Origin of the sequence: Burkholderia sp. Leaf177, from assembly GCF_001424345.1 — a bacterium.
Classification (GTDB): Bacteria; Pseudomonadota; Gammaproteobacteria; order Burkholderiales; family Burkholderiaceae; genus Caballeronia.
In genome coordinates, this window is the sequence record NZ_LMPF01000025.1 from 313827 (window position 1) to 336077 (window position 22251).

Genomic DNA, 22251 nt, shown 5'->3' on the forward strand with positions numbered 1-22251 from the left:
ATTATTTCATCGAACTTCGCCGTTCGCGCTCCGCCCGCTCCAGCAACAACTCCTTCTCCCTCGCGTTCCGGGTCATCGAAGCAGCCTGCTCGAACTCCTTGCGCGCTTCCTCAAACCGCCCGAGCTTTGCCAGCAAGTCGCCCCGGACGCTTGGCAGCCAGTGATAATTCGCGAGCGCTGCATTTTCGACAAGTCCATCGACGATCTCCAGACCCGCCGCCGCACCGAACGCCATGCCGACGGCCACCGCGCGGTTCAACGCGACCACAGGCGTTGGCGCGAGCACCGCTAACGCGTCGTACAAAGCGACCATCCGTTCCCAGTCCGTATCTTCCGCCCGCCGCGCCCGTGCGTGACAGGCAGCCAACGCGCCCTGCAACGCATAAGGCCCGAGCGTTCCGTCCAACGCCTCGGAACGCGCAAGCGCCGCCAGGCCGCGCCGGATCAGCAAAGGGTCCCATCGGGCGCGATCCTGGTCCATCAGCAAAATCGCGCGGCCGCCGGCGTCGGTGCGCGCGTGGATCCGCGATGCCTGGATTTCCATGAGCGCAACCAGCCCGTGAACCTCGCTTTCATCGGGCGCGAGGCCGGCGAGAATCCGTCCAAGACGCAACGCGTCATCGCACAAGGATGGCCGCATCCAGTCGTCGCCGGCAGTGGCGGAATAACCTTCGTTGAAGATCAGGTAAATCACTTCGAGAACCGATGCCAGCCGTGCCGCGCGGTCATCGGCTTTCGGCACTTCGAACGGCACGCGCGCCGCCGATAACGTCCGTTTCGCCCGCACGATCCGCTGCGCGATAGTCGGCTCGGGCTGCAGGAAAGCGCGCGCGATTTCGTCGGTGGTGAGGCCGCCAAGCAAGCGCAAGGTCAGCGCGACGCGTGCATCGAGCGACAAAACCGGATGGCACGCAATGAACACGAGCCGCAACAGGTCGTCGCCTATTTCGTCTTCGCGCGCGGCGCCGAGGGCATCGACGAAATCCGGCGTCACGTGTTCCTCGCGCGCATCCATGTCGAGCCCCAGTTCCTCGTGCTTGCGGGCGTGCAACGCATCCTGGCGCAGACGGTCGAGCGCACGATGCTTTGCGGTGGTCATGAGCCACGCGCCCGGATTGTCCGGCACGCCATCCACCCGCCAATGCTCGAGCGCGGCGATCAGCGCGTCCTGCGCAAATTCCTCGGCAAGCGACACGTCCCGCACCAGCCGCGTGACGACCGCAATGACCTTCGCCGATTCCAGCCGCCACACGGCTTCGATTGCACGATGCGTGACTTGATCGTGATTTTGATCGTGATCGCCCGGCGCTTCGCTCACGGCGCGCCCGCCGCGTCCGGATTCATGTGCACCAACTCCCACGTATGGCCGTCGATATCGTCAAAACCATGGCTGTACATGAAGCCGTAATCCTGAACCGGACGCGGTGTGGTCGCGCCGGCGCGCACCGCTTTCGCAACGATCTCGTCCACTTCGGCGCGGCTTTCGCACGACAGGCATGTGAGCGTTTCCACATGCGTCCTTGCATCGATGATCGTCTTCGCCGTGAAGCCCTGGAAGAACGGTCGCCCGAGCAACATGACGAAAATGTTCTCGCCGACGATCATGGCCGCGGCTTTATCGTTGGTAAAACGCGGCTCGAAGGTGAAACCCAGTTCGCTAAAAAAATGTTTCGACTTGATCAGTTCGGCGACCGGCAGGTTCACGTAGATTTGCTTGTGCATTTCAAAAGGTCCTTAACGTGTTCGGTTGACCCCAGCTTTCAGCGCCGCGCGGGCAGCAGTTCGCGAAAGCGATCGAACGCTTCGCCGGAGCCGAGTTCATCGAGTTCGTACAGTTGCCGCACTTCTATTTCGCCGCGTTCGTGCTCGCCCATCGGCGCGGGAAATCGGCGCACCCATTCCATGGCTTCCTCGCGCGAACGGACCTCGATCAGCGTGTACCCGGCAATCAACTCCTTGGTCTCGGCGAAAGGTCCGTCCGTGACCGTGCGCCGGCCGTTCTCGTAACGCACTCGCCAGCCCTTGGCGGTGGGATGGAAACCGCTTGCATCGAGTAAAACGCCGGCTTTCGAGAGTTCCTCGTGATACGCGCCCATTGCGCTCAACAACGCATTGTCCGGAAGAACGCCTGCTTCGGAAGTTTCAGTCGCCTTGACCATGATGATGAATCGCATCGCCGTTCTCCTCGGGATCGGAATAAGAACGCGCCGTGCGCCCTCATCCCCACGACGATTCACGTTTCATCGCATCGACATTTTTCCGGGGATATTCGCGGAAGTCGGGTAAACGCTGGCCGAATAATCAAACCCAGCACGGCGCGATCTTGCGGACTTCGACTTCGCACCATTCGGCTGCCGGACACGCCGATGCAATCTCGACCGCTTCCTTCTCGGTCTCGCACGTGAGCATGTAGAAGCCGCCGATCATTTCCTTGGCTTCGGCGAAAGGCCCGTCGATCACACTCGCCCGGCCGTCGCGTTTTTTGACCCGCAAGCCATCCGACGCCAGAGATTCACTGGTTACGAGCAGTCCGCGCTCTTTCAGGCCGGCGCCGAATTCGACCATGCGGTCATAAAGCAAGCGGCCTTCTGCTTCCGTGCGTTCGGCGCGCTGACCAACCGGCTCGGCGATGAGCAGCATGTAGGGCATGTCGTCTCCTGATGGTGGTTCGTGAAGGCTCAAGGTAACAAGTACGGTGCGCGCTTTCAATCCGTTCATTACCTTGCGTGGATCGCTTTGTGAATGTCTTTGTGAATCGCTTCATGAAGCACAAACCCGTTAAGCTGTCGGCCTTTCAACCGCCGCGCGCCTCGCCAAGTATTTATCCATGGTCGATTTTTCTGTTTATGCCGGCCTCTTCGCGGTCGCACTCGTCGCCGCGACGCTCTTTCCGCTTCAGTCCGAAGCGTTGCTCGCGGGATTATTGATTGCCCAAAAGCAACCAGTCTGGATGCTCGTCGCGGTCGCGAGCGTGGGAAATGTAGTGGGATCGACGATTAACTGGGCGCTCGGGCGTTCTATCGAAAAGCTGCGCGACAAACGCTGGTTCCCGATCAAGGGCCGCGCGCTCGATCGCGCCGAGAACTGGTACAAGCGTTTCGGCCGATGGACGCTGCTGCTCAGCTGGACGCCCGTCATTGGCGATCCGCTGACGATGATTGCAGGCGTGCTGCGTGAACCCTTGTGGTCGTTTCTGCTGATCGTGACGATTGCAAAAACCGCGCGTTACGTCGTGATCGCGGCTTTGATAGCGATGTAGAGAACGAGACGTTGCCAAAGTCGTAAGCCAGGTTATCTTGGGGCCGGACCATCGCAGCGCAGTAAAACCGTCAGAAGATTCGCCTATAGTGATTAATGCTGGTTTACGCTGACATCCGAATCGCGAGTTCGAACGTACCTAATCCAGACTAGCCATTTCCAGCTGATTAAACTGACGAAAGAAATCAATGCTTTAACGTTTGCGCGTTTCACGCCATCCTACATAAGCTGAACAAGGCGGTCTTTTTGCCTCTTATTTGCGGCTTAAACCACAAAAGTTTTTGCTAAGGTGCGTTAAGTGGCAAAAACAAATCGCCTTGAAGTAGACTCCCCGCTTAATGGGTAAGCCGTACTGAAAACGTTGCTCGTTGCAGTGCAAAAACGTGTAATTAATACTGATCTACGGCGAGCTTCGAGAACAACACTTTCGACTGACTCTTCGCTGCATTCTCCCGACACCATGGCTATGACTCTGGACTATCTGCTGGACCGGCAAATTTCCTCGCAATGGCGCGGAGTGCTTGTCGCGCTCGCCGAAGAGTTCGACACGCAAATTGGCCGCGACGAACTCCGTCAGCTGATGCAGCGCGTCGGTCGCCGATTTGCAGCCGCTCATCCGCTTCCGCCTTGCGGCAATACGCCCGAACTGAGCGCTGCATTGAATGCGGTCTGGAATGGCATGGACTGGGGTTTTGTAGAACTAGCCGATGAAGCGGAATACCTGCGCATCGTCCATTGCTGCCCGCCATTGCTCGCATTCGGCGCGAACGCATTGCCATGGACGCCGGCATTCTTAGAAGGTGCTTATCAGGAATGGCTAAGTGCGCTCGGCGCCGACGGGCTTGCGGTCGTGCAGGCGGGAGAATTCGATGAAACCGCTGCAGTCGAGTTCAGACTCGGACGTTATACAAATTGAGGCGAAGGTTAGTCAGTTACTCAGTTAGTCACTTAGTTGTTTAAAGCAGCGCAGTCGTAAAGATCTTAGGCAGGACCACGATAACGCAGTCGATCAGGCATTACCCATATAAAGCGCCATAGGCGCACAGGTCACTGGCCAGTGATCCGCAAGGGTAAAAGTCCAAAGTAAAACCAAGAGTACGAGGAAGCAGCACATGAACCCTTCGCGCGACATTGAAAAGCTGTTCGATCAGTTTGGCGGCGATGCCGGCAATTACCAGGAAATCGGCCGGGAAAACGAGGCGAGCCATGCGCGCACGCGCTGGCCGCTGCTCGCGACGCTCGACTTGTCGCAGCCGTCGATTCCCAACATCGCTCCGATTCGCGATTCGCTGCTTTCTCCGGTTCAGGGCCGGTCCGCGGAAACGCGCAAGAAGGCTTGGGGTGCGCCCGCTGAGACCGCGCCGGCCGATGACCTGGCTGCGTCGGGCACGCTAGCAAACGCTCCGGCCAATCCGCCTTTCACGCGCGATACACGCCCTCGCCTTTTTTCGCGCCCAAACCGCAAGACCATTCCGCCGGTCGCGAACATCGCGCTGCCGGGGTCGACGGTTGGCGCGGAGCGGTTCTCGGCGCTCGTGGATGCGGTCGAAGGTGCATCGAATGTCGAAGACACGCCGGCCGTAGCCGCGCCCGAGCAGATCGCGCGGGTTCAGACTCCGGCTCATTCTGCCGCTCATTCAGTTGCTCATTCTGCCGCTCAAGCGCCCCAACAGCAGACGCAGCCTCAGCGGCCCACATTGCCGCGCACGCAGCCGCTCGCCACGCCCGGACAACTGCCGGGTTTCGCGAGCGCGTTCCAGGTGCAGCGTCCGTTACCCGCTGCAAAGCCGTCCTTGCCGCGCATCCAGCCGGCGCAGACGGCATCCGACACCGGGTCGCAATCGATCCTCGGGCAGCTGTTCCGTGCGCAAGGTGGAAGCCAGTCCGGAACCAGTCAGAAAGGCAGCGTACCGCGCACCGACTCGCTCCAGTCGATGTTCCAGCGTCTGCGCGAACCGGCGGCGGCTGCATCGCCGGCGTCGGAGGACGATGTACCCGCCGCAGGCTCGTGGCTCGCGAAGCGCGCGTCACGGTCATGAAAGTCATCACCGTGGTATCCGCCAAAGGCGGCGTAGGTAAAACCACGCTCGCCGCAAACCTCGCCTCGGTGCTGGCCGCGCGCGGGCGTCGCGTGATCGCGCTCGACCTCGATCCGCAAAACGCGTTGCGCCTGCACTTCGGCATTCCGCTCGACAGCATAGACGGCCTGTCCCGCGCGACGCTCGCCAACGACGCATGGCAAACCGTGATGTTCGATGGCGTCGACGGCGTCACCGTCCTGCCCTACGGCGCGGTCCTCGAAGACGATCGCCGGCGCTTCGAGGCGTATATCGACCGGGAGCCGCAATGGCTCGCGCAATCGCTGGACACGCTGAAGCTCGATAGCAACGACATCGTCATTGTCGATACCCCTCCCGGTTCTTCCGTCTACACGCGCACCGCGCTGACCGCCGCGAACTTCGCGCTGAACGTGGTGCTGGCCGACGCTGCATCGTACGCGGCCATCCCGCAGATGGAACGCATGATCGAGGTCTACGCCACGCCGCGCGCCGACTTCGCGGGTACGGGCTACGTGGTGAACCAGGTGGACCAGACGCGCCAGTTGACCAAGGACGTGCTCAAGGTGCTGCGCAACATGCTGGGCGGCAAGATGTTTTCGGGCGTGATCCACCTCGACGAAGGCGTGAGCGAATCGCTCGCGTGCGACACGACGCTCATCCATTACGACCCGTTGAGCCAGGCGACCGCCGATCTCCGCGCGTGCGGCGAATGGCTTCTGAATTCTGTCGATGCCATGCCGGTCTCACCGAGGAACGTCGCATGAACAAGCCGCGCGCACGAGGCCTTTCCGAAGCCGACGCCGTCCCTTCGCGCATCGAGCGCGTGGTCGATTCGGGCATCTGGAACAGCCGTATCTTCACCGTCCTTCTGACCATATTCGCCATCGCGACGATGTACTTAGTCTGGACGGTGCCGTTGGTCGCGACCCAGCAACTGATCTTCGCGTGCTGCTGTTTCGGTTTCGCGATGGCGTTTCGCCGTCTGCGCGGCCAGTACGCCACGCTCGTGATGATCATGTTGTCGGTGACGGTCACCGGGCGCTATATGTACTGGCGGCTGACCGAGACGACCTATTGGGAACGTCCGCTCGACGCCGCATGGGGTTTGCTGCTGGTCGCAGCCGAAGTGTATTCGGCGATCGTGCTGATGCTCGGTTATTTCCAGACCGCGTGGCCGCTGCAAAGAAAGCCGATGCCGCTGCCGAAGAACCGCGACGAATGGCCGACTGTCGACGTCTTCATTCCGACCTATAACGAGCCGCTCGGCGTGGTGAAGCCGACCATCTACGCGGCGCTCGCGATGGATTACCCGAAGGACAAGATCTCGATTCATGTCCTCGATGACGGCCGTCGTCCGGAATTCAAGGCCTTTTGCGAAGAAGTCGGCGTGACGTGGACCATCCGCACGCACAACCGGCATGCGAAGGCCGGCAATATCAATGAAGCGCTGAAGACGACTAGCGGCGAATATCTCGCGATCTTCGATTGCGATCACATTCCCACGCGCTCGTTCCTGCAGATCGGCCTTGGCTGGTTCCTGAAAGACAAGCTTCTTTCAATGCTGCAAACGCCGCACCACTTTTTCTCGCCCGATCCGTTCGAACGCAATCTCGGCACCTTCCGAAAGGTTCCCAACGAAGGCGAGTTGTTCTACGGCCTCGTGCAGGACGGCAACGACCTGTGGAACGCGACCTTTTTCTGCGGCTCGTGCGCGCTGTTGCGCCGGACCATGGTCGAGGAGATCGGCGGTATCGCGGTGGAGACCGTGACGGAAGATGCGCATACGGCGTTGAAGCTGCATCGGCTGGGATATACGACGGCGTATCTCGCGATCCCGCAGGCAGCAGGCCTCGCGACTGAAAGCCTGTCGGGTCATATCGGGCAGCGGATTCGCTGGGCGCGCGGCATGACGCAGATTTTCCGTATCGATAATCCGCTGACGGGCAAGGGTCTCAAGCTCGGCCAGCGGCTCTGTTATCTGAACGGCATGATGCACTTCTTCTACGGCATCCCGCGCCTCGTGTTCCTTACCGCGCCGCTGTCGTATCTGTTTTTCGGCGCGCATGTGATCCAGGCGGCGGCGGGCACGATCGCGATCTACGCGTTGCCGCACATGATGCACGCGAGCATCACGAACTCGCGCATGCAACGTCAGTTCCGCCATTCGTTCTGGGCCGAGGTGTATGAGTCGGTGCTGGCGTCGTACATCACGGCACCGACCTTGCTGGCCATGATCAACCCGAAGCTCGGCAAGTTCAACGTGACGGCCAAGGGCGGACAGATCGCGAAGGCTTATTTCGACTACAGCATCTCGCGGCCTTACCTGTTCCTGCTGGTGCTGAACCTACTCGGGTTTATCGCGGGGATCGTGAACATCTACATTCACTGGGACGTGAAGAGCGAAGTGAACACGGTGCTGCTGAACCTCGCGTGGACCACGTACAACATGCTGATCCTCGGCGCGAGCGTGGCGGCTGCGAGCGAACGCAAGCAGGTTCGCTCGACGCATCGCGTGGAAATGAAGATGCCCGTGATGCTCAAGTTCTCGACCGGCCGCACGCTCGCTTGCGAAACCATGGACTACTCGGAAGGCGGCGTGGGCGTGAAGCTGCCGGGCGACCTGCAAGTGCCGCTGCACGAGAAGGTCACCGTATCGCTGTTTCGTGGAGACGAGGAATATGCGTTCCCCGCAACCGTCGGCTTCAGCGCTGTCGGCCGCGTCGGCCTGCGTTTCTCGGCGTTGACGCGCGAGCAGGAATTCGAGTTCGTGAAGACCACTTTTGCCCGCGCCGACGCCTGGACCCATTGGGCCGAAGGCCGCACGCCGGACGCGCCGCTGCGCGGACTGCGCCACGTGCTGACGGTGGGCGTGGGCGGTATCGGCGCGTTGTTCGAGCATCTTTTCATTGACGCGCGGACGTGGCTCGTGACGCGTGCCCCGGGCGCCAAAAACCTGAAGACCAAAGACTGACATGCGTAAGGGAATCACGATGCTGCGCCCGGGTAACGGCCGAGGCGAACACGATCTGGCTGTGCCCGCGCCGCTGCGCGCCCGCCCGATCGCCCGTGCGCTGATGCGCTCACTAGCTTGCTGGATGGCGTTGCAGACCGCATTGGCCGTGCCGCTGGCATCGCTCGCAAGTGCTGCTGCCGCTTCGAGCGCCAGAGAAGCTTCGGCTGCGGCAACTCCGGCTGCAACCCCGGCCGCACTCGCGCCGAGCGCCACTGGCGGCGTGCCGCAGCCCGGACCCGCCGCGCCCTATAACAAGCTGACCATCGAACAACCGCCGCTCGCGGTCGCCGTGCCCGCATTCGGGCAAGCGGCATCCGGTGCGGTGAGTGCATCGGCGGCGCCGGCTGTCAAAACGCTGGCATCGAAAACGCCGACGACCGCCGAACCCGGCACGCTGGTTCCCGGAGGCCGCCGCCAGACGCTGACCTTCGCCGATCTCGGTGCGCTCGATCCGCTGCAACTTCGGGGCACCGACGGCCAGAACGGCGTGCCGTTCTCCGTGCGCGGCGACGAAGTCGTGACTGGCGCGGTGCTGCATCTGATCTATAGCTATTCGCCGTCTCTGTTGCCATCGATTTCGCAATTGAAGGTTTTGGTCAACGGCGAAGTCGCCGCGACCTTGCCGGTGCCGCGCGATCAGGCAGGGATCCTGGTGGCGCGCGATGTCTCCATCGACCCGCGTTTCATTACCGAATTCAATCACTTGAACGTGCAGTTGATCGGCCATTACACGCAGCAGTGCGAGGACCCGTCGAACTCCACGTTGTGGGCGACCGTCAGCAACGCAAGTTCGCTCGACCTGACGTATGCGTCGCTTGAGAGCAAGCCGGATCTCGCCGCGCTGCCCGCTCCTTTTTTCGATAGACGCGATGTCCGCCGCCTCGAACTGCCGTTCGTCTTCGCGCAAAAACCGACACCCGCCGTGCTCGAAGCTGCCGGCACGGTTGCGTCGTGGTTCGGCTCGCTGGCGGGTTATCGCGGCGCGGTGTTTCCGGCGCAGATCGAGAACGTGCCGCTTTCGGGCAACGTCGTGGTGTTCGCCACGCCCGACCAGCATCCCGCCGGCGTGCAGATTCCCGATATCACCGGCCCGACCATCGCCGTGCGCGACCGTGAAGGCGGCGCACGCGGACGCATTTTGCTCGTGATGGGACGCAACGACGCCGAGCTCAAGACCGCCGCGAAGGCGCTGGGGATCGGACAGAACTCGTTCTCCGGACCGAGCGTGACGATCACGCAACTCAACGACTTCGCGCCGCGCAAACCCTACGACGCGCCCAACTGGCTGCCGACCGACCGCCCGGTGCGCTTCGGCGAACTGGCCGAAGCACGCGACCTGACGGTGACGGGTTACAACGCGGACGCCGTGCGCGTCAACTTGCGCGTGCCACCCGACTTGTTCATGTGGCAAACCAAGGGCGTGCCAATCGACCTCGGTTACCGATACACCGTGCGCCCGGCGCTCGACCGTTCCACGCTGAACATCAACGTGAACGACGGCTTCGTGCAATCGCTGCGCATCCCGGCCGTGGCGACATCCACGTTCGATCTCGGCCGCTACTTCAATCGCGTGCTCCCCGATAAAACCGCTGCCGCGCGCCATCAGATCTACCTGCCGCCGCTGTTGCTCACGCCGCGCTCGCAGTTGCGCCTGCACTTCTATTACGACTATCCGAAGACCGGCGAATGCCAGGGACGCATTCTGGACAACGTGGTCGGCGCAATCGATCCGAATTCGACCATCGATCTGTCGGGATTCCCGCATTACATGGCGCTGCCCGATCTCGCCGCGTTCGCGAACGGCGGTTTCCCGTTCACGCGCATGGCCGACTTGTCGCAGACGGCGGTGATCATGCCCGACGATCCCAGCTCGGCCGACTACAGCTTGTTCCTGCTGGAAATGGGCCGCATGGGGGCATCGACGGGATATCCCACGGCTGGCGTGACCGTCGCGCAGGCCGATCAAGTCGACAATTTCGCCGACAAGGACCTGCTGATCCTGGGTTCACCCGGCCGCCAACCGCTCTTGCAGCGCTGGTCGAAAAACATGCCCTTCTCGGGCGACGCCGACTCGCGCAATTTCGAACTTTCCGATGTCGCGTTCAAGGTCGTCGACTGGTGGCACGGCGAACGCGGCGTGGAACGTCTGCCGGCACGTGCCGACCTCACGCTCGTGAGCTCGAACGGCGATGCGCTCATTACCGGCTTCAAGTCTCCGTTAAAAGGCGAGCGCAGCGCGGTCGCGTTGATCAGCGCGGCGGGACAATCGGACGCGGACCTGCAGTCGGCCTTGCTCGACAACGACATCCTTCCCGAGATCCAGGGCGCCATGGCCGTGATCCACGGTCGGGACGTGACGGTGACATCGAATGGCCAGGCGTATTACGTCGGCCACTTGTCGCCCTTCGAATACATGCGCTGGGCGTTGTCATCGCATCCGCTCCTGCTCGTCTTGAGCGGCTTGCTCGCGGCCATCATCATCGCGGCACTGTTCTACCGTGCACTGCGCGCTGTCGCTGCGCGCCGTTTGAGGGATTGATATGCAGGCTGGTTTCAAGCGTGGATCGAAGACCGCGGTAATGGCGCTGGCGTTGTTCAGCATGGGGTTCGCGACCGGCGCCCGGGCTTCCGGGGCGGCCTCGAAAGAATGCACGGACTGGAATGCATACCGGACTTTCGCGTCGCGCTTCATCCAGGCCGATGGCCGCGTGGTCGACTATTCCACGCCGGCGCAGCAGACCACGTCCGAAGGACAGTCTTACGCGTTGTTCTTTGCGCTGGTCGCCAACGATCGCGCCATGTTCGAGCGCTTGTTGAACTGGACGCGCGCGAACCTCGCCGCCAACCAGTTCGATGCAGGCAACGTGCGGCTGCCATCGTGGCAATGGGGCCGCAAAGCGGACGGCTCGTTCGGCGTGCTGGATCCGAATTCCGCCGCCGATTCCGATGTCTGGATTGCCTACGATCTGTTGCAGGCCGGGCGCCTCTGGAACGAACCGCGTTATACGCACTTGGGCGAAGCGCTCGCCGCGCAAATCGTGAAGCATGAAGTGGCGAGCCTGAGCGGTATAGGACCCATGTTGCTGCCGGGTCCACAGGGCTTTCAGACCGGCGATGTGACGCGTCTCAATCCGAGTTATTCGCCGCTGCCGGTGTTGCGCGGTCTCGCGAACGCCATGCCGAAGGGTCCGTGGAATGCGCTCGCGGAAAACGGTTACAAGCTGGTGTCGGTGACATCGCCGCGTGGCTTTACGCCCGACTGGGCGGCATACAAAGGCGGCCAGTTCGTCGTCGATCCGCAAAGCGGAGATACCGGCAGCTATGACGCGATCCGCGTGTACTTGTGGGCGGGCATGGCGTCGAGCGCCGATCCGCTCAGCAAGCCCTGGCTCAATGCGCTCGGCGGCATGCGTCAGGCCGTCGCGCAGACGGGGATTCCGCCGGAGCGCGTGGCGGTATCCACGGGCGTGGGCAGCGGTGAAGGACCGCTGAGCTACTGGGCGTCGCTCGCGCCCTACTTCAAGGCGCTCGGCGACGAACGTGGTCTCGGCCTCGCACGCGCGCGGCTGGCCGTGCTCGACGCACCTCCCGGCTCGCCTGCCGCCGCGAACCACGAGCCGGTGTATTACGACCGGGTGCTGGGCTTGTTCGGCGCCGGATTCATAGAAGGCCGATACCGCTTCGACGAAGCCGGCCGACTCGTCCCGAGTTGGAGAAGTGCATGTTGAAACGGTCTCTCTTTCCTTTGCCGACGAACGTTAGTGCGCGCGCAATCGCGCTGAGCGTGGCCGCTGGATGCGTCGCGAACGTGCCGTTGACGGCGTTCGCGCAAGCGGCGAGCAGCGCCGCCGACACCACCACGAACGCCAATGCTCCTTTGACCGTGTTGATCGACCAGGGGCGCTACTGGCAATCGCACCGGCGCGGCGACCTGGCCGAACAGGCTTGGCTAAAGGTGTTGCGTATCGACCCGAAACAGCCCGACGCGCTTTACGGCATGGGCATCATTCTCGCGGATCGCAAGGACGGCAGCGGCGCGCAGCAATATCTGTCGCGCTTGCGGCAGGCGGCGCCGCAGTATCCGAATATCGATGAACTCGGCCGGCGGCTCGGCGAAACCAGTCCGCGCGACCAGACCGTCAACGACGCGCGGCGTCTTGCGCAAAGCGGCCAAAGTGCTTCGGCGGTGCAAGAATATCAGCGCGCTTTGAGCGGCAAGCCCGCCACGCCCGAACTCACGCTCGAGTATTACCAGGCGCTCGCCGCCACGCCGCAAGGCTGGGATCAGGCGCGCGCGGGCCTCACGCAGCTTGCGAAACAGAACCCGAACGATCCGCGTTATGCGCTCGCGCTGGCCCAGCACCTGACCTACCGCGATACCACGCGGCGCGACGGCATCGCGCGTCTGGCGCAGTTGAGCAGCGACAGCACGGTCGGCGATCAGGCCAAGAAAAGCTGGCGTCAGGCCTTGTTGTGGCTGGGCGCGCGGGCCTCGGACGCGCCTTTGTATCAGGCGTATCTGCAGGCATCGCCGGATGATCCCGCCGTCAAGGCCCGTTTCGATTCCATGGTCCAGCAGGACAAAGAGTCGCAAGAACGCTCGCAGGCCAGTGCCGCAACCGATGCACGCGGACGCGTCGTCGCCGAAGGTTTTGCCGCGCTGGATCGTGGGGATATCGTCACGGGACGCGCACGTTTTTCAGCGGTGCTCGCGCAAAGCCCGAATGACGCCGATGCGCTCGGCGGCATGGGTATCGCTGCGTTGAAGCAGGAAAAATTCGATGAAGCGCGCACGTATCTCGAACGTGCATCGCGCGCCGGGAATGCAGCGCGCTGGAAAGACGCGCTGACGAGCGCCACTTACTGGAGCTACACGAGCGCGGGAATTGGCGCGCGCAGCAACGGCGAAACCGCGAAAGCAAGATCGATGTTCGAGCGCGCGATCGCGTTGAATCCATCCGATACCACCGCGCAAACCCTGCTCGGCGAAACGTTGCTCGGCAGCGGCGACCCGCGCGGCGCGGAACAGGCGTACCGCATGGCGTTGCGCCGTCAGGCCGACAACCCCGATGCAATCCGCGGTCTCGTTGGCGCACTCGCCGCGCAAGGCCGCGGCGAAGAAGCGCTGGTGTTTGCGAATCAGCTGAACGCGGAGCAGCAGGCGAAGGCCGGCGGCATCAACAAGCTGCGCGGCGAGGCGCAAGCGGCGCAAGCCCGCGCGGCCGAAGCGCGTGGCGATCTCGGCGCGGCCCGCAGTCTCTTCGAAGATGCGCTCCTGAACAATCCCGACGATGTCTGGATGCGCCTCGACCTCGCGCGCATCTACGTGCGCCAGGGCGCGGTTGGCAATGCGCGCAGCATGATGGACGGGTTGCTCGCCGCGCACCCCGACATGACCGACGCACTGTATGCAAGCGCGTTGCTGTCCGCCGAGACGCAGGACTGGGCGACGGGTTTGTCGCAACTCGATCGCATTCCGGCCGCGCAACGCACGCCGGCGATGACCACGTTGCAGCATCGTTTATGGGTTCATGTTCAAGCCGATACCGCAAGCCGCATGGCGCGTGCCGGTCAGACGCAGCAGGCAATCGCAGTGTTGCAGGCCGCCACGCCCGTCGCGCAGAACAGCCCCGAACTGATCGGCGTGCTTGCAACCGCATATCTCCAGGCAGGCGACACCGGCCGCGCGTTGGCGCTCGTTCGTAGCGCGATGGCCGCCGCCCCCGCCGATACCGGTTTGTTGCTGCAATACGCAGGCATCCTGACGGCTGTTCCCGTGGCGCCGGGGCAAACCAATCCGCAGCAGGACGCCGAGTTGAGCGCCGTGATGCGCAGGCTCGCTGCGTCGCCGCTCACGCCGGCCCAACGTATCGACTTCAACAATCTGAATATCGGCATCGTGGTGAAACAAGCCGATACCGTGCGTCAACGCGGCGACCTCGCTGGCGCGTATGAAGTGATCGCGCCGTGGCTTGCCGCAACGCCCGATAACGCCGACCTGCAAGCCGCGCTCGCGCGTCTCTACACCTCGGCCGGTGACGATAAAAGCGCGCTCGCGAGTTATCGTGCGGCATTGGCGCGCCGTCCCGACGACGTCAATCTGCAGGTTGCGGCGATCGGCGCGGCGTCGGGCGCGAAGGATTTTTCTTTTGCGGAAACGACGGCGAAGCAGGCATTGCTCGCATCGCCCGACGATCCGCGCGTGCTCGCCGCCGCCGGGCGCATGTATCACGCGGAGGGCAACCTGTCGCTGGCATCGCGTTATCTGCAACAGGCGTTGATTGCCGCGAACACGCCGGTGGGTCAGACGCCGCGCGCGCAACAAAGCGGTCAACCCGCGGTGCCGCGCGGTTGGGAAACCGCAATGCAGCGCATTGGTTCGGCGCCGTTGCCGGGGACCAATCCGTTTGAAGGCAAGACCGCCGTCGATACCGCCACGAGCCCCGGCGGTGCAGCGACAGGCCCGCTCGCCGGATTGTTCTCGCGTTCTTCGGATCCGGCGCCGGGATTGCCGGGGTATCAGCAATCTCCGCAATATCGGCAGCAGCAGTCCTATTCGCAGCCTCGCACGCAGCAATACTCCCAGCCCAATTCACCGACGCAAAACGTGCCGAATTATTTGCCTCCACCGCAGCCCGCGTCGTATTCAACGCCTTACGTAGCGCCCAGTCCGGCTCCGTATCCCGCGCCTTATCGCGCGCCGGCCAATGGTGCGCGTCCCGTAGCGGGCAGCGGCGGTTATGGTCCGGATACCTACGGTTCGAGCCAGTCGGGCGCTCCATCGGCAGCGCCGTTGCAGCCGTATCCGGGGCAAGGACCTGCACAGGATGCCGGCCAATATCAGGCGCAATATCAACAGCAACCGTATCAGCAGCAGACGTATCAACAACAGCAGCCCTACCCGCAGCAGCAGGCGTATCCGGCGCAGCAGCAGTACCAGCCGCAGCCGTATCAACAGCAATATCAGCAACCGTATCAGCAACAAGATCCGGCGATGAGCGCGCCCTGGCCCATGTCGCCCGCCGCACAGGAAGCGCAAGCCAACGCTCAGGCTTCGCAGCGCGTGTATTCGAGCGCGCCAGCCACGAAGGCAAAACGCACGGCGACGACGCCAGCGACCCGTACGACGCAACATGCCTCGCGTCAGACGACACGCCGTTACGCGCCTCCCGCCGACGAAACCAACTACGCGCAACAGCAGCCTTACGCGTATCCGCCGCAGCAACAGCAGCAGCCGTATTACTCGAACCAGCCGTACATTCCGCAGCCGCCCGCGGGTTACGCGCAGGCGTACGTCCCGTCGCCGACGGCGCAAGTCACGCAGCCGGGCCAGCAGACGTATCAGGGCAATATCGCAAACGCGCAGACGCTCGGTGTCGCCGATGAACTCGCGCAAATCAATCGCGCGCAGTCGAGCACGGTATCGGGCGGCGTAGTGTTTCGCAGCCGCACGGGCGAAGACGGGTTGTCGAATTTGACGGATATCGAAGCGCCTGTCGAAGGACGGATTCGCGCGGGCAATGGCCATGTCGTGGTCACGGCGACGCCTGTCACGCTCGATGCCGGCACCGCCCAGGAAACCGCCGACACCCTCAAGCGTTTCGGCTCGGGACTCGGTGCGCGTAACGTATCGAATCAGTACGGCAACCAGACGGCGACTGGCGTGGGTTTATCGGTGGGATACGAAACGAACAGCGTGAAACTCGATGTCGGCACCACGCCGCTCGGTTTTCGCGAAGAGAACGTGGTCGGCGGCGCGCAGTACAACGGCGCCGTTACCGACAAGGTCTCGTACTCCGTGGCGGTCGCGCGCCGTGCGGTCACCGACAGCTTGCTGTCTTACGCAGGCGCACGCGATGCGCAAGCCGGCATTACCTGGGGCGGCGTGACATCGAATGGCGGACGCTTCGACCTCGGCTGGGACGACGGCACGAACGGCGTGTATTTGAACGCATCGTTCCAGTACTACGACGGCAAAAACGTCGCGAGCAATACGGCGGAAAAAGGCGGCGGCGGGTTCTACACGCGCCTTTATTCCGATGCCAACCAGACCCTCACCGCCGGCGTGAACACCACGCTGATGCACTACGACAAGAACCTCTCGTTCTTCACATACGGCCAGGGCGGTTATTTCAGCCCGCAACAGTACGTGATCCTGAACTTGCCGGTCGAATACATGGGACGCAGCGGCGCTTTCACGTACGACATGAAAGGCTCGATTGGCGTGCAGCATTATCGGCAGGATGCGTCGGATTATTTCCCGACCAACGGCAACGTGCAGCCGGTCGGCGGCACCGGCATCACGCCAACGAACGGCGGAACCTACGGCAGCCAGACGAAGACAGGAATCTCGTACTCGTTCAGCGCGACGGGCGAGTATCAGCTTGCACCGCAATTGACGGTAGGCGCCACGGCGTCGCTTGGGAACGCGTATCAGTATCGCGAGTATCTGGCGGCGGTTTATATCCGCTACAGTTTCACGAAGCAGAACATGGTGCAGCCGTCGTTCCCGCCTTCGCCGGTCAGTTCGCCATACGTGTCGATGTCGAACTAAAAAACGAAGCCCCGGAGCGTTGTCAGCCCGGGGCTTCGTGTTTCAAACCAGCACAGTTCCGTTGTCCGCCACGAAGGTCTGGCCTGTTGCAAACCGGCTTTCCATCAGGAATAGATACGCCGCGACCATGTCGATTACTGGCGCACGCCTTCAGCCTGGATATGCAGCGTCGTCTTCATCTTGAAGCCGTATGCCTTGCCGTAGTCCACGCCGAAATCACCGCGATCGAACNATTACTGGCGCACGCCTTCAGCCTGGATATGCAGCGTCGTCTTCATCTTGAAGCCGTATGCCTTGCCGTAGTCCACGCCGAAATCACCGCGATCGAACGTCGCCGTCGATTCCGTGCCGCACACTTCCTTCTTCAGCATTGGGTTCGTGAAGCACTTGAACGATTCGATCTTCAGGTTCACCGGCTTCGTCACGCCGTGAAACGTCAGCTCGCCGATCACTTCCACCGGTACATCGCCCTTGAACTTCATCGACGTGCCNCACTTGAACGATTCGATCTTCAGGTTCACCGGCTTCGTCACGCCGTGAAACGTCAGCTCGCCGATCACTTCCACCGGTACATCGCCCTTGAACTTCATCGACGTGCCCTTGTAGGTCGCCGTCGGGAATTTTTCGGTATCGAAGAATTGCGCGCTCTTCAATTCGCCGTCGAGCTTCTCGTTGCCAATGTTGATCGACGTCATGTCGATGGTCGCCTCGAGCGTGCCTTTCTTCGCTTCGCGATCGATCGTCACCGACCCGCTGCTCTTGTTGAACTTGCCGCGCCACACCGAAATGCCGCCGAAGTGGTCGGTCTCGAAGCTCGGGTACGTGTGGTTCGGATCGAGTTGATACGTGACTTCGGCTGCCATTGCGTTAACCGATGCCGCCACGAACAACGCGCCGGCTGCCGCGATCAAAAGGTTCTTTTTCATGTGATTTCCTGAGTAAGTTTGGAGACGAGATTATTTCTTGACCGCGACGAGATGGAACTTGATCACGACTTCATCGGCGACGACCGATGTGTCTTTCCACTCGCCCGAACCAACATCGAACTGCGTGCGTTTGATAGGCAACGCGCCATCGAAAATTTGCGTCGCGCCTTGCTGCGTGACGGTCACCGGCACCGTCACGTTCTGCGATTTACCCTTGATGGTCAGCTTGCCGGCGACGTTGTATTTGTTGCCGCCGGCTGGCGCAATCGATGTCGAGGCGAACGTGGCGTTCGGGAAATGCGCGACATCGAACCAGTCCTTGTCTTGCGCCTGCTTGTTGTAGCTGTCGTCGCCGAGATCGTAGCTCGATGTATCGATATTGATGCTCGCGTTGCCGGCAGTCGGCTTGGCGGGATCGAAGTCNTTGCGCCTGCTTGTTGTAGCTGTCGTCGCCGAGATCGTAGCTCGATGTATCGATATTGATGCTCGCGTTGCCGGCAGTCGGCTTGGCGGGATCGAAGTCGAGCGTTGCGGTGAACTTCTTGAACTTGCCATCGACGGGCACGTTCATCTGCTTGGACGTCGCCGTGACCGTGCTTTTGGCGGTATCGACCTGGGCTTGAGCGGTGGTCGTAAAGAGCGCGGCGGCTGCGGTGGCGGCAAGCAGCCATCTGGACATGGGCGTGTGCATAGCGGGCGGAGGTGAAAATTGCGTTTCGGTACGGCATGGTAGGTGAGCGCGCACGCGACACAAAGCCGCGTGGGAACAACACATTGTTCTATCTGTGAGGTTAATCGGGGAAGGAAAAGCATGCCGAGTGCATGTTTCAATATGAGGCCGACATGACTGAATGTAGCGCTTGGTTTGCCGCGAAACCGGCGTCATGGGGCATGTGTAAAGAGCGCGCGGCGGACCGGTTGGGCCGCTGTCTTGCAGGTAAAGGGGGAATATTTTGACTACACGAAAGCCTAGAGGCGTGTTAATCACGTTCGACGAAGACAATCAGAGCTTCAATATATGCACCGTGCCGCGAACGTCTGTTGACGCCCTTATGAGTCAGGCGTTTGTGAATCCGTGGCCGCTCGCGGATTCGAACTTCAGGCTCGATGACGAAGTAGCCCGGAGTATCGGCGGCCTGGTATTTCGCCTTCTTGCAACCGAACAACCAACGCTTACGCCGCTGATCTCGGTAACCAAGCACGTGGACGCACAAGACCCGCCACCGAGCGATTGACGTTTGAAGTCGCATCACTGGCCCGCCTTTATTGCCGGCGGCATGACATGCGTTAAGGCCGAGCACCCGCGTAAAACCTCGCCGCTGCATCGATCTCATCCGGCGTCATATTCCGCGCGACGTTGCGCATTTGTTCGCTGATATCGTTATGACGAGAACCATCGGCGAACGCCTGCAATTGCGCTTTCGTGTAAGCGTAAGGCATGCCCTCCAGCCAGGGCGTTCCAGCCTTGTGATCGATCCCACCATGACACGAAGCACACGCAGCAATATTGCGCATCGGCGATCCAATCGCCACGATATCGGGAACATCAATAGCCGCTAGCGCGTTAGCGCGCGATGCTATCGGCTTGGGCAAATTCGCGTAGTACGCACCGAGATCACGCATCTCCTGATCGCTAAGGTTGGCAACCATCGGCGACATGACCGCATTGCTTCGCGCTCCTGACTGAAAGTCGAGCAACTGCTTGTAGATCACGGAAGAAAACTGGCCCGCAAGATTGGGGGTGTTGGCATCGCTTACGCCCATTGCGCCATGACACATCGTGCATCGCATGGCCAAGGTCGCGCCCCGGCCAATTGAAGCGCTGCTCGGTGCTGAAAGCAATTGCGGCGTCATTGCAACCAGGCTCGTTTGCGTCAAAGGCACGGGCGTTGCCGTGGTGATGCGCAGCCATTGTTGCGGCACGCCCGCCGCGCTGCAGATTGCATTCCAGATTCCCTGAAACGGCTGATCCTTCTGCGCGGACGGCAACACGATAAATCCTACCGCGGCCGCGAACAAGGCCAGCGCCAGCGTGCCGCCAACCGTGACGGTGAACCAGCGGTTGCGTAACGAGAACAGGCGTTCTTCGCTCATCGCTGCGGCCCTCCAATTGGAATTGCCGGCACGGAAGTATCCGAGCGCGACACCAGCGACGCAATCGGATAACCGTAATTGAAAAGCGTCAGCCCGATCATCAATGCAAGCCACAAACCGAAGCTGTTCAACGCGACAGGAATGGTCTTCGATTCATGTACTGCCGTGCTAAAGCGATACTCTTCGACCACCACGCGCGGCCCCCGATGCGCGCGAATCAGCACGATAAAAAACATCACCGCCGACACCACCAGAATCAGCCCGCCGATAGTCGAAATGATCACCGACATGGCCTGTGCAGCGAGTTCCGGATTGGTGTAATCGAAGAAAGCCATGCGTCGCGGCATGCCGAGAATGCCGGTGAAATGCCAGGGAAAAGTCAGCACGATCATGCCGATGAACCACAGCCACAACTGCCAGCGCATCAGCTTCCATTGCGTCATTGCGCGGCCCGTCAGATGCGGCCACAGATCGTACGCAATCGCGAAGTACATGATGACGATCGCGCCCGCGAAGATCAGATGAAAGTGGCCCGTGACCCACTGCGTGTTGTGGACCGACGAGTCGAGCTGGTAACTCATGTTGATGATGCCACCCGCGCCGCCGAAACCCAGCATCACGAACGAGAATGCGAGGGCGAGCATCATCGGGTTTTGCCAGGGCAGCGCCTTGAGCCAGCCGAAGGTGCCTCGCCCACCGCGCAAACGCGCAGCGATCTCGACCGATGCACAGATGGTGAACACTGTCAGCATGGTCGGCACGGCGACGAGCGCTGTGAAAACCGAATGCATGAACTTGAAGCCGGACCCGACTTGCGGATCGGCGAACAGATGGTGAAGGCCGATTGGCATCGACACCACGAGAAACAGGATGAACGAGATTCGCGCCATGGAATCGCTGTACAACCGGCCGCCGATCGCGCGCGGCATGATCGTGTAATACGCAATATAAGCGGGCATCAGCCAGAAATAGACGATGGCGTGCAGCGTCCACGAAAAGAAAACGCGAGCGAGACCGGCGTCGATGGTCGTCTTAAAACCAAGAGCCACCGGCAGAATCTGGAACAGGATCTCGATGGCCGCGCCCACTGCCGTCCATCCCCACAGGTACGCGCCGGCCACGCTTGCAAACATGGCAAGCGGCACGGGCACGCCGCGATTCTCGCGCTTCCATGCAATCAGGTTGACCGACATGAGGCCGACCCAAATCCACGATCCAACCACCACCAGCACAATGCCGATATAAAAGAACGCGTTGCCGATCATCGGCGGATAAAACGTGTAGAGCACGGACGCGAGACCCATCGCGACAGGCACCATGGCGGTGACGGTGCCCACTGCAACGAGAATGAAACCGGCCCATGCCCAGCGCACGCCGATCAACGTTTTTTTCAGCGAGAGTTCGATCACTGCATAACCGAAGCCCATCGCAATCAACGTGGGAAATACATAGCCCATCGCCGAGCCGTGTGCGGTGACCGAGCGATAGTAGATTTCCGGATTCTGCAGCCACGGATGCAGCGGACTGCGCACCCACATCTGCCATGCACCGAGCAGCAAGGCGCCACCGAAGCTGATGAAGCCAAGCCAGAAATGCGCGAGAACGAGTCGCTTGCTATTTAACACAGCTGAGTCTCCGCGAACCGTTAGCGTTTGCCATCTGAAGGAAAGCGTTTTTATCGATGACCTTCACGTGCGCCCACATGCCTTGATGCCCCGTGCCGCAAAACTCGTGGCACGGCATCAGATGGTCGGCCGGCTGCGTGAAGGTCGTCTTGAACGTCGAGATATAACCAGGCTCGAGCATTGAATTGATGTTCGTGTTCGTGATCAGGAAACCGTGCACAACGTCAGCGCTGGTGGCGCGAAATGTGATGGGTGTATCGGTTGGAATCAGCAGGCATTGCGGCGTGAACGAATACTGTTGCGCGACCACACGCACCGTCACCGAACCATCCGCCTCGACCGCGCTGCCAAGATTGCTCTCGACGAATTCGCCGCTGACGTTGAGCGTATCGGGGCGTACCGTCTCCACCCGCGAGGGCGGCATCATGGCCCAATGAAGGGCCGTGAAAATCGTCATGGCGACGAGCACGCACAGAATGATCGCCACAAGCAGCGCCCATTTGCGCTCGATACGCGCGGCCATGTCCGCCGATGCATGCGACTGGTGTTCGTTGCTCATTGGATGACGCCACGGGGCAGGAAGACCAGGAAATAAAACGCGAACCACAAGCCAATCACAATGGCCGTTGAAATGCCGGCGAGCGCAATGGCGCCGTGCGGTCCATCGCGCACGATTTCATCGACGGCAACATCTTCGTTTTCTGAATCAGTCATGACGTTC

Annotated in this window: 19 protein-coding genes and 2 pseudogenes; 9 read left to right on the forward strand and 12 right to left on the reverse strand. The window is 61.4% G+C overall.

All coding sequences use genetic code 11. The features are described 5' to 3' along the window. Position 1: 1 nt before the first annotated feature. The 4 genes from ASG35_RS28060 to ASG35_RS28075 all read right to left on the reverse strand — a co-directional run bounded on the left by ASG35_RS28060 (position 2) and on the right by ASG35_RS28075 (position 2649). Positions 2-1318, reverse strand: a complete 1317-nt coding sequence (locus tag ASG35_RS28060) for an RNA polymerase sigma factor (RefSeq protein ID WP_056366100.1) — start codon at positions 1316-1318, stop codon at positions 2-4. Continuing rightward, positions 1315-1722, reverse strand: a complete 408-nt coding sequence (locus ASG35_RS28065) for a VOC family protein (RefSeq protein ID WP_056365449.1) — start codon at positions 1720-1722, stop codon at positions 1315-1317. Before ASG35_RS28065 ends, ASG35_RS28060 begins: the two co-directional genes overlap by 4 nt. Before the next feature lie 38 nt (positions 1723-1760). Beyond that, entirely contained in the window at positions 1761-2174 is a 414-nt protein-coding gene (locus ASG35_RS28070; RefSeq protein WP_056365451.1) for a YciI family protein, read from the reverse strand. A gap of 127 nt (positions 2175-2301) precedes the next feature. After that, a complete protein-coding gene (locus ASG35_RS28075; protein WP_056365453.1) occupies positions 2302-2649 on the reverse strand; it encodes a YciI family protein in 348 nt (115 codons plus the stop codon). 178 nt (positions 2650-2827) lie between these two features. Between ASG35_RS28075 and ASG35_RS28080 the strand changes: the two genes are divergently transcribed. The 8 genes from ASG35_RS28080 (at position 2828) to ASG35_RS28115 (ending at position 16885) form a co-directional block, all read left to right on the forward strand. Further along, positions 2828-3259 carry a YqaA family protein gene (locus ASG35_RS28080; protein ID WP_056365456.1) on the forward strand — a complete coding sequence of 144 codons (432 nt, stop codon included), beginning with the start codon at positions 2828-2830 and terminating at the stop codon, positions 3257-3259. Positions 3260-3718: 459 nt separating this feature from the next. Continuing rightward, a complete protein-coding gene (gene bcsD, locus ASG35_RS28085) occupies positions 3719-4174 on the forward strand; it encodes a cellulose biosynthesis protein BcsD (RefSeq protein WP_056365458.1) in 456 nt (151 codons plus the stop codon). Between the two features lie 196 nt (positions 4175-4370). Then, on the forward strand, positions 4371-5297 hold the full coding sequence (bcsP, locus tag ASG35_RS28090) for a cellulose biosynthesis protein BcsP (RefSeq protein WP_056365463.1): 927 nt from the start codon (positions 4371-4373) through the stop codon (positions 5295-5297). Then, complete coding sequence (gene bcsQ, locus ASG35_RS28095; RefSeq protein ID WP_056366104.1) at positions 5294-6082, forward strand: cellulose biosynthesis protein BcsQ; 789 nt, start codon at positions 5294-5296, stop codon at positions 6080-6082. The genes bcsP and bcsQ overlap by 4 nt, the downstream gene beginning before the upstream one ends. Next, positions 6079-8289, forward strand: coding sequence for a UDP-forming cellulose synthase catalytic subunit (bcsA, locus tag ASG35_RS28100; protein WP_056365467.1), 2211 nt, complete (start codon positions 6079-6081; stop codon positions 8287-8289). Before bcsQ ends, bcsA begins: the two co-directional genes overlap by 4 nt. A gap of 1 nt (position 8290) precedes the next feature. Beyond that, positions 8291-10870 (forward strand): cellulose biosynthesis cyclic di-GMP-binding regulatory protein BcsB, encoded by a 2580-nt coding sequence (gene bcsB, locus ASG35_RS28105; protein WP_082508648.1) that lies wholly within the window; start codon positions 8291-8293, stop codon positions 10868-10870. Between the two features lies 1 nt (position 10871). Continuing rightward, on the forward strand, positions 10872-12059 hold the full coding sequence (gene bcsZ / locus ASG35_RS28110; protein ID WP_056365470.1) for a cellulose synthase complex periplasmic endoglucanase BcsZ: 1188 nt from the start codon (positions 10872-10874) through the stop codon (positions 12057-12059). Further along, on the forward strand, positions 12053-16885 hold the full coding sequence (locus tag ASG35_RS28115) for a cellulose biosynthesis protein BcsC (RefSeq protein ID WP_056366109.1): 4833 nt from the start codon (positions 12053-12055) through the stop codon (positions 16883-16885). Before bcsZ ends, ASG35_RS28115 begins: the two co-directional genes overlap by 7 nt. Before the next feature lie 233 nt (positions 16886-17118). On the opposite strand, the gene ASG35_RS32355 is transcribed toward ASG35_RS28115, so the two are convergent. The 4 genes and pseudogenes from ASG35_RS32355 to ASG35_RS32370 form a co-directional block, all read right to left on the reverse strand. Then, positions 17119-17376: YceI family protein (locus ASG35_RS32355; RefSeq protein WP_235527747.1), on the reverse strand; the 258-nt coding region annotated here is incomplete at its 5' end. Between the two features lies 1 nt (position 17377). Continuing rightward, positions 17378-17811, reverse strand: a pseudogene (locus ASG35_RS32360) (YceI family protein); the annotation flags it as partial. Between the two features lie 30 nt (positions 17812-17841). After that, positions 17842-18234: YceI family protein (locus ASG35_RS32365; protein ID WP_235527748.1), on the reverse strand; the 393-nt coding region annotated here is incomplete at its 5' end. Between the two features lies 1 nt (position 18235). Continuing rightward, positions 18236-18502: pseudogene (locus ASG35_RS32370) on the reverse strand (YceI family protein); the annotation flags it as partial. A gap of 361 nt (positions 18503-18863) precedes the next feature. Here ASG35_RS32370 and ASG35_RS28130 point away from each other — a divergent pair. Continuing rightward, entirely contained in the window at positions 18864-19046 is a 183-nt protein-coding gene (locus ASG35_RS28130) for a hypothetical protein (RefSeq protein ID WP_156393402.1), read from the forward strand. Positions 19047-19098: 52 nt separating this feature from the next. On the opposite strand, the gene ASG35_RS28135 is transcribed toward ASG35_RS28130, so the two are convergent. From ASG35_RS28135 to ASG35_RS32010, 4 genes are read right to left on the reverse strand one after another with little or no spacing between them, the layout of a single operon-like run. Next, positions 19099-19905 carry a c-type cytochrome gene (locus tag ASG35_RS28135; RefSeq protein ID WP_056365476.1) on the reverse strand — a complete coding sequence of 269 codons (807 nt, stop codon included), beginning with the start codon at positions 19903-19905 and terminating at the stop codon, positions 19099-19101. Beyond that, positions 19902-21530 carry a b(o/a)3-type cytochrome-c oxidase subunit 1 gene (locus ASG35_RS28140; RefSeq protein ID WP_056365479.1) on the reverse strand — a complete coding sequence of 543 codons (1629 nt, stop codon included), beginning with the start codon at positions 21528-21530 and terminating at the stop codon, positions 19902-19904. The genes ASG35_RS28135 and ASG35_RS28140 overlap by 4 nt, the downstream gene beginning before the upstream one ends. Further along, positions 21520-22089 (reverse strand): cytochrome c oxidase subunit II, encoded by a 570-nt coding sequence (locus ASG35_RS28145; protein ID WP_056365482.1) that lies wholly within the window; start codon positions 22087-22089, stop codon positions 21520-21522. The genes ASG35_RS28140 and ASG35_RS28145 overlap by 11 nt, the downstream gene beginning before the upstream one ends. After that, entirely contained in the window at positions 22086-22244 is a 159-nt protein-coding gene (locus ASG35_RS32010) for a hypothetical protein (RefSeq protein WP_156393404.1), read from the reverse strand. The genes ASG35_RS28145 and ASG35_RS32010 overlap by 4 nt, the downstream gene beginning before the upstream one ends. Between the last annotated feature and the right edge of the window lie 7 nt (positions 22245-22251).

Coding starts and splice junctions, on each gene's coding strand:
- ASG35_RS32010 (WP_156393404.1), bottom strand. CDS start 22,244: ATGACTGATTCAGAAAACGAAGATGTTGCCGTCGATGAAATCGTGCGC.
- bcsD (WP_056365458.1), top strand. CDS start 3,719: ATGGCTATGACTCTGGACTATCTGCTGGACCGGCAAATTTCCTCGCAA.
- ASG35_RS28065 (WP_056365449.1), bottom strand. CDS start 1,722: ATGCACAAGCAAATCTACGTGAACCTGCCGGTCGCCGAACTGATCAAG.
- ASG35_RS28070 (WP_056365451.1), bottom strand. CDS start 2,174: ATGCGATTCATCATCATGGTCAAGGCGACTGAAACTTCCGAAGCAGGC.
- bcsP (WP_056365463.1), top strand. CDS start 4,371: ATGAACCCTTCGCGCGACATTGAAAAGCTGTTCGATCAGTTTGGCGGC.
- bcsA (WP_056365467.1), top strand. CDS start 6,079: ATGAACAAGCCGCGCGCACGAGGCCTTTCCGAAGCCGACGCCGTCCCT.
- ASG35_RS28075 (WP_056365453.1), bottom strand. CDS start 2,649: ATGCCCTACATGCTGCTCATCGCCGAGCCGGTTGGTCAGCGCGCCGAA.
- ASG35_RS28115 (WP_056366109.1), top strand. CDS start 12,053: ATGTTGAAACGGTCTCTCTTTCCTTTGCCGACGAACGTTAGTGCGCGC.
- bcsB (WP_082508648.1), top strand. CDS start 8,291: ATGCGTAAGGGAATCACGATGCTGCGCCCGGGTAACGGCCGAGGCGAA.
- ASG35_RS28130 (WP_156393402.1), top strand. CDS start 18,864: ATGAGTCAGGCGTTTGTGAATCCGTGGCCGCTCGCGGATTCGAACTTC.
- bcsQ (WP_056366104.1), top strand. CDS start 5,294: ATGAAAGTCATCACCGTGGTATCCGCCAAAGGCGGCGTAGGTAAAACC.
- ASG35_RS28135 (WP_056365476.1), bottom strand. CDS start 19,905: ATGAGCGAAGAACGCCTGTTCTCGTTACGCAACCGCTGGTTCACCGTC.
- bcsZ (WP_056365470.1), top strand. CDS start 10,872: ATGCAGGCTGGTTTCAAGCGTGGATCGAAGACCGCGGTAATGGCGCTG.
- ASG35_RS28080 (WP_056365456.1), top strand. CDS start 2,828: ATGGTCGATTTTTCTGTTTATGCCGGCCTCTTCGCGGTCGCACTCGTC.
- ASG35_RS28145 (WP_056365482.1), bottom strand. CDS start 22,089: ATGAGCAACGAACACCAGTCGCATGCATCGGCGGACATGGCCGCGCGT.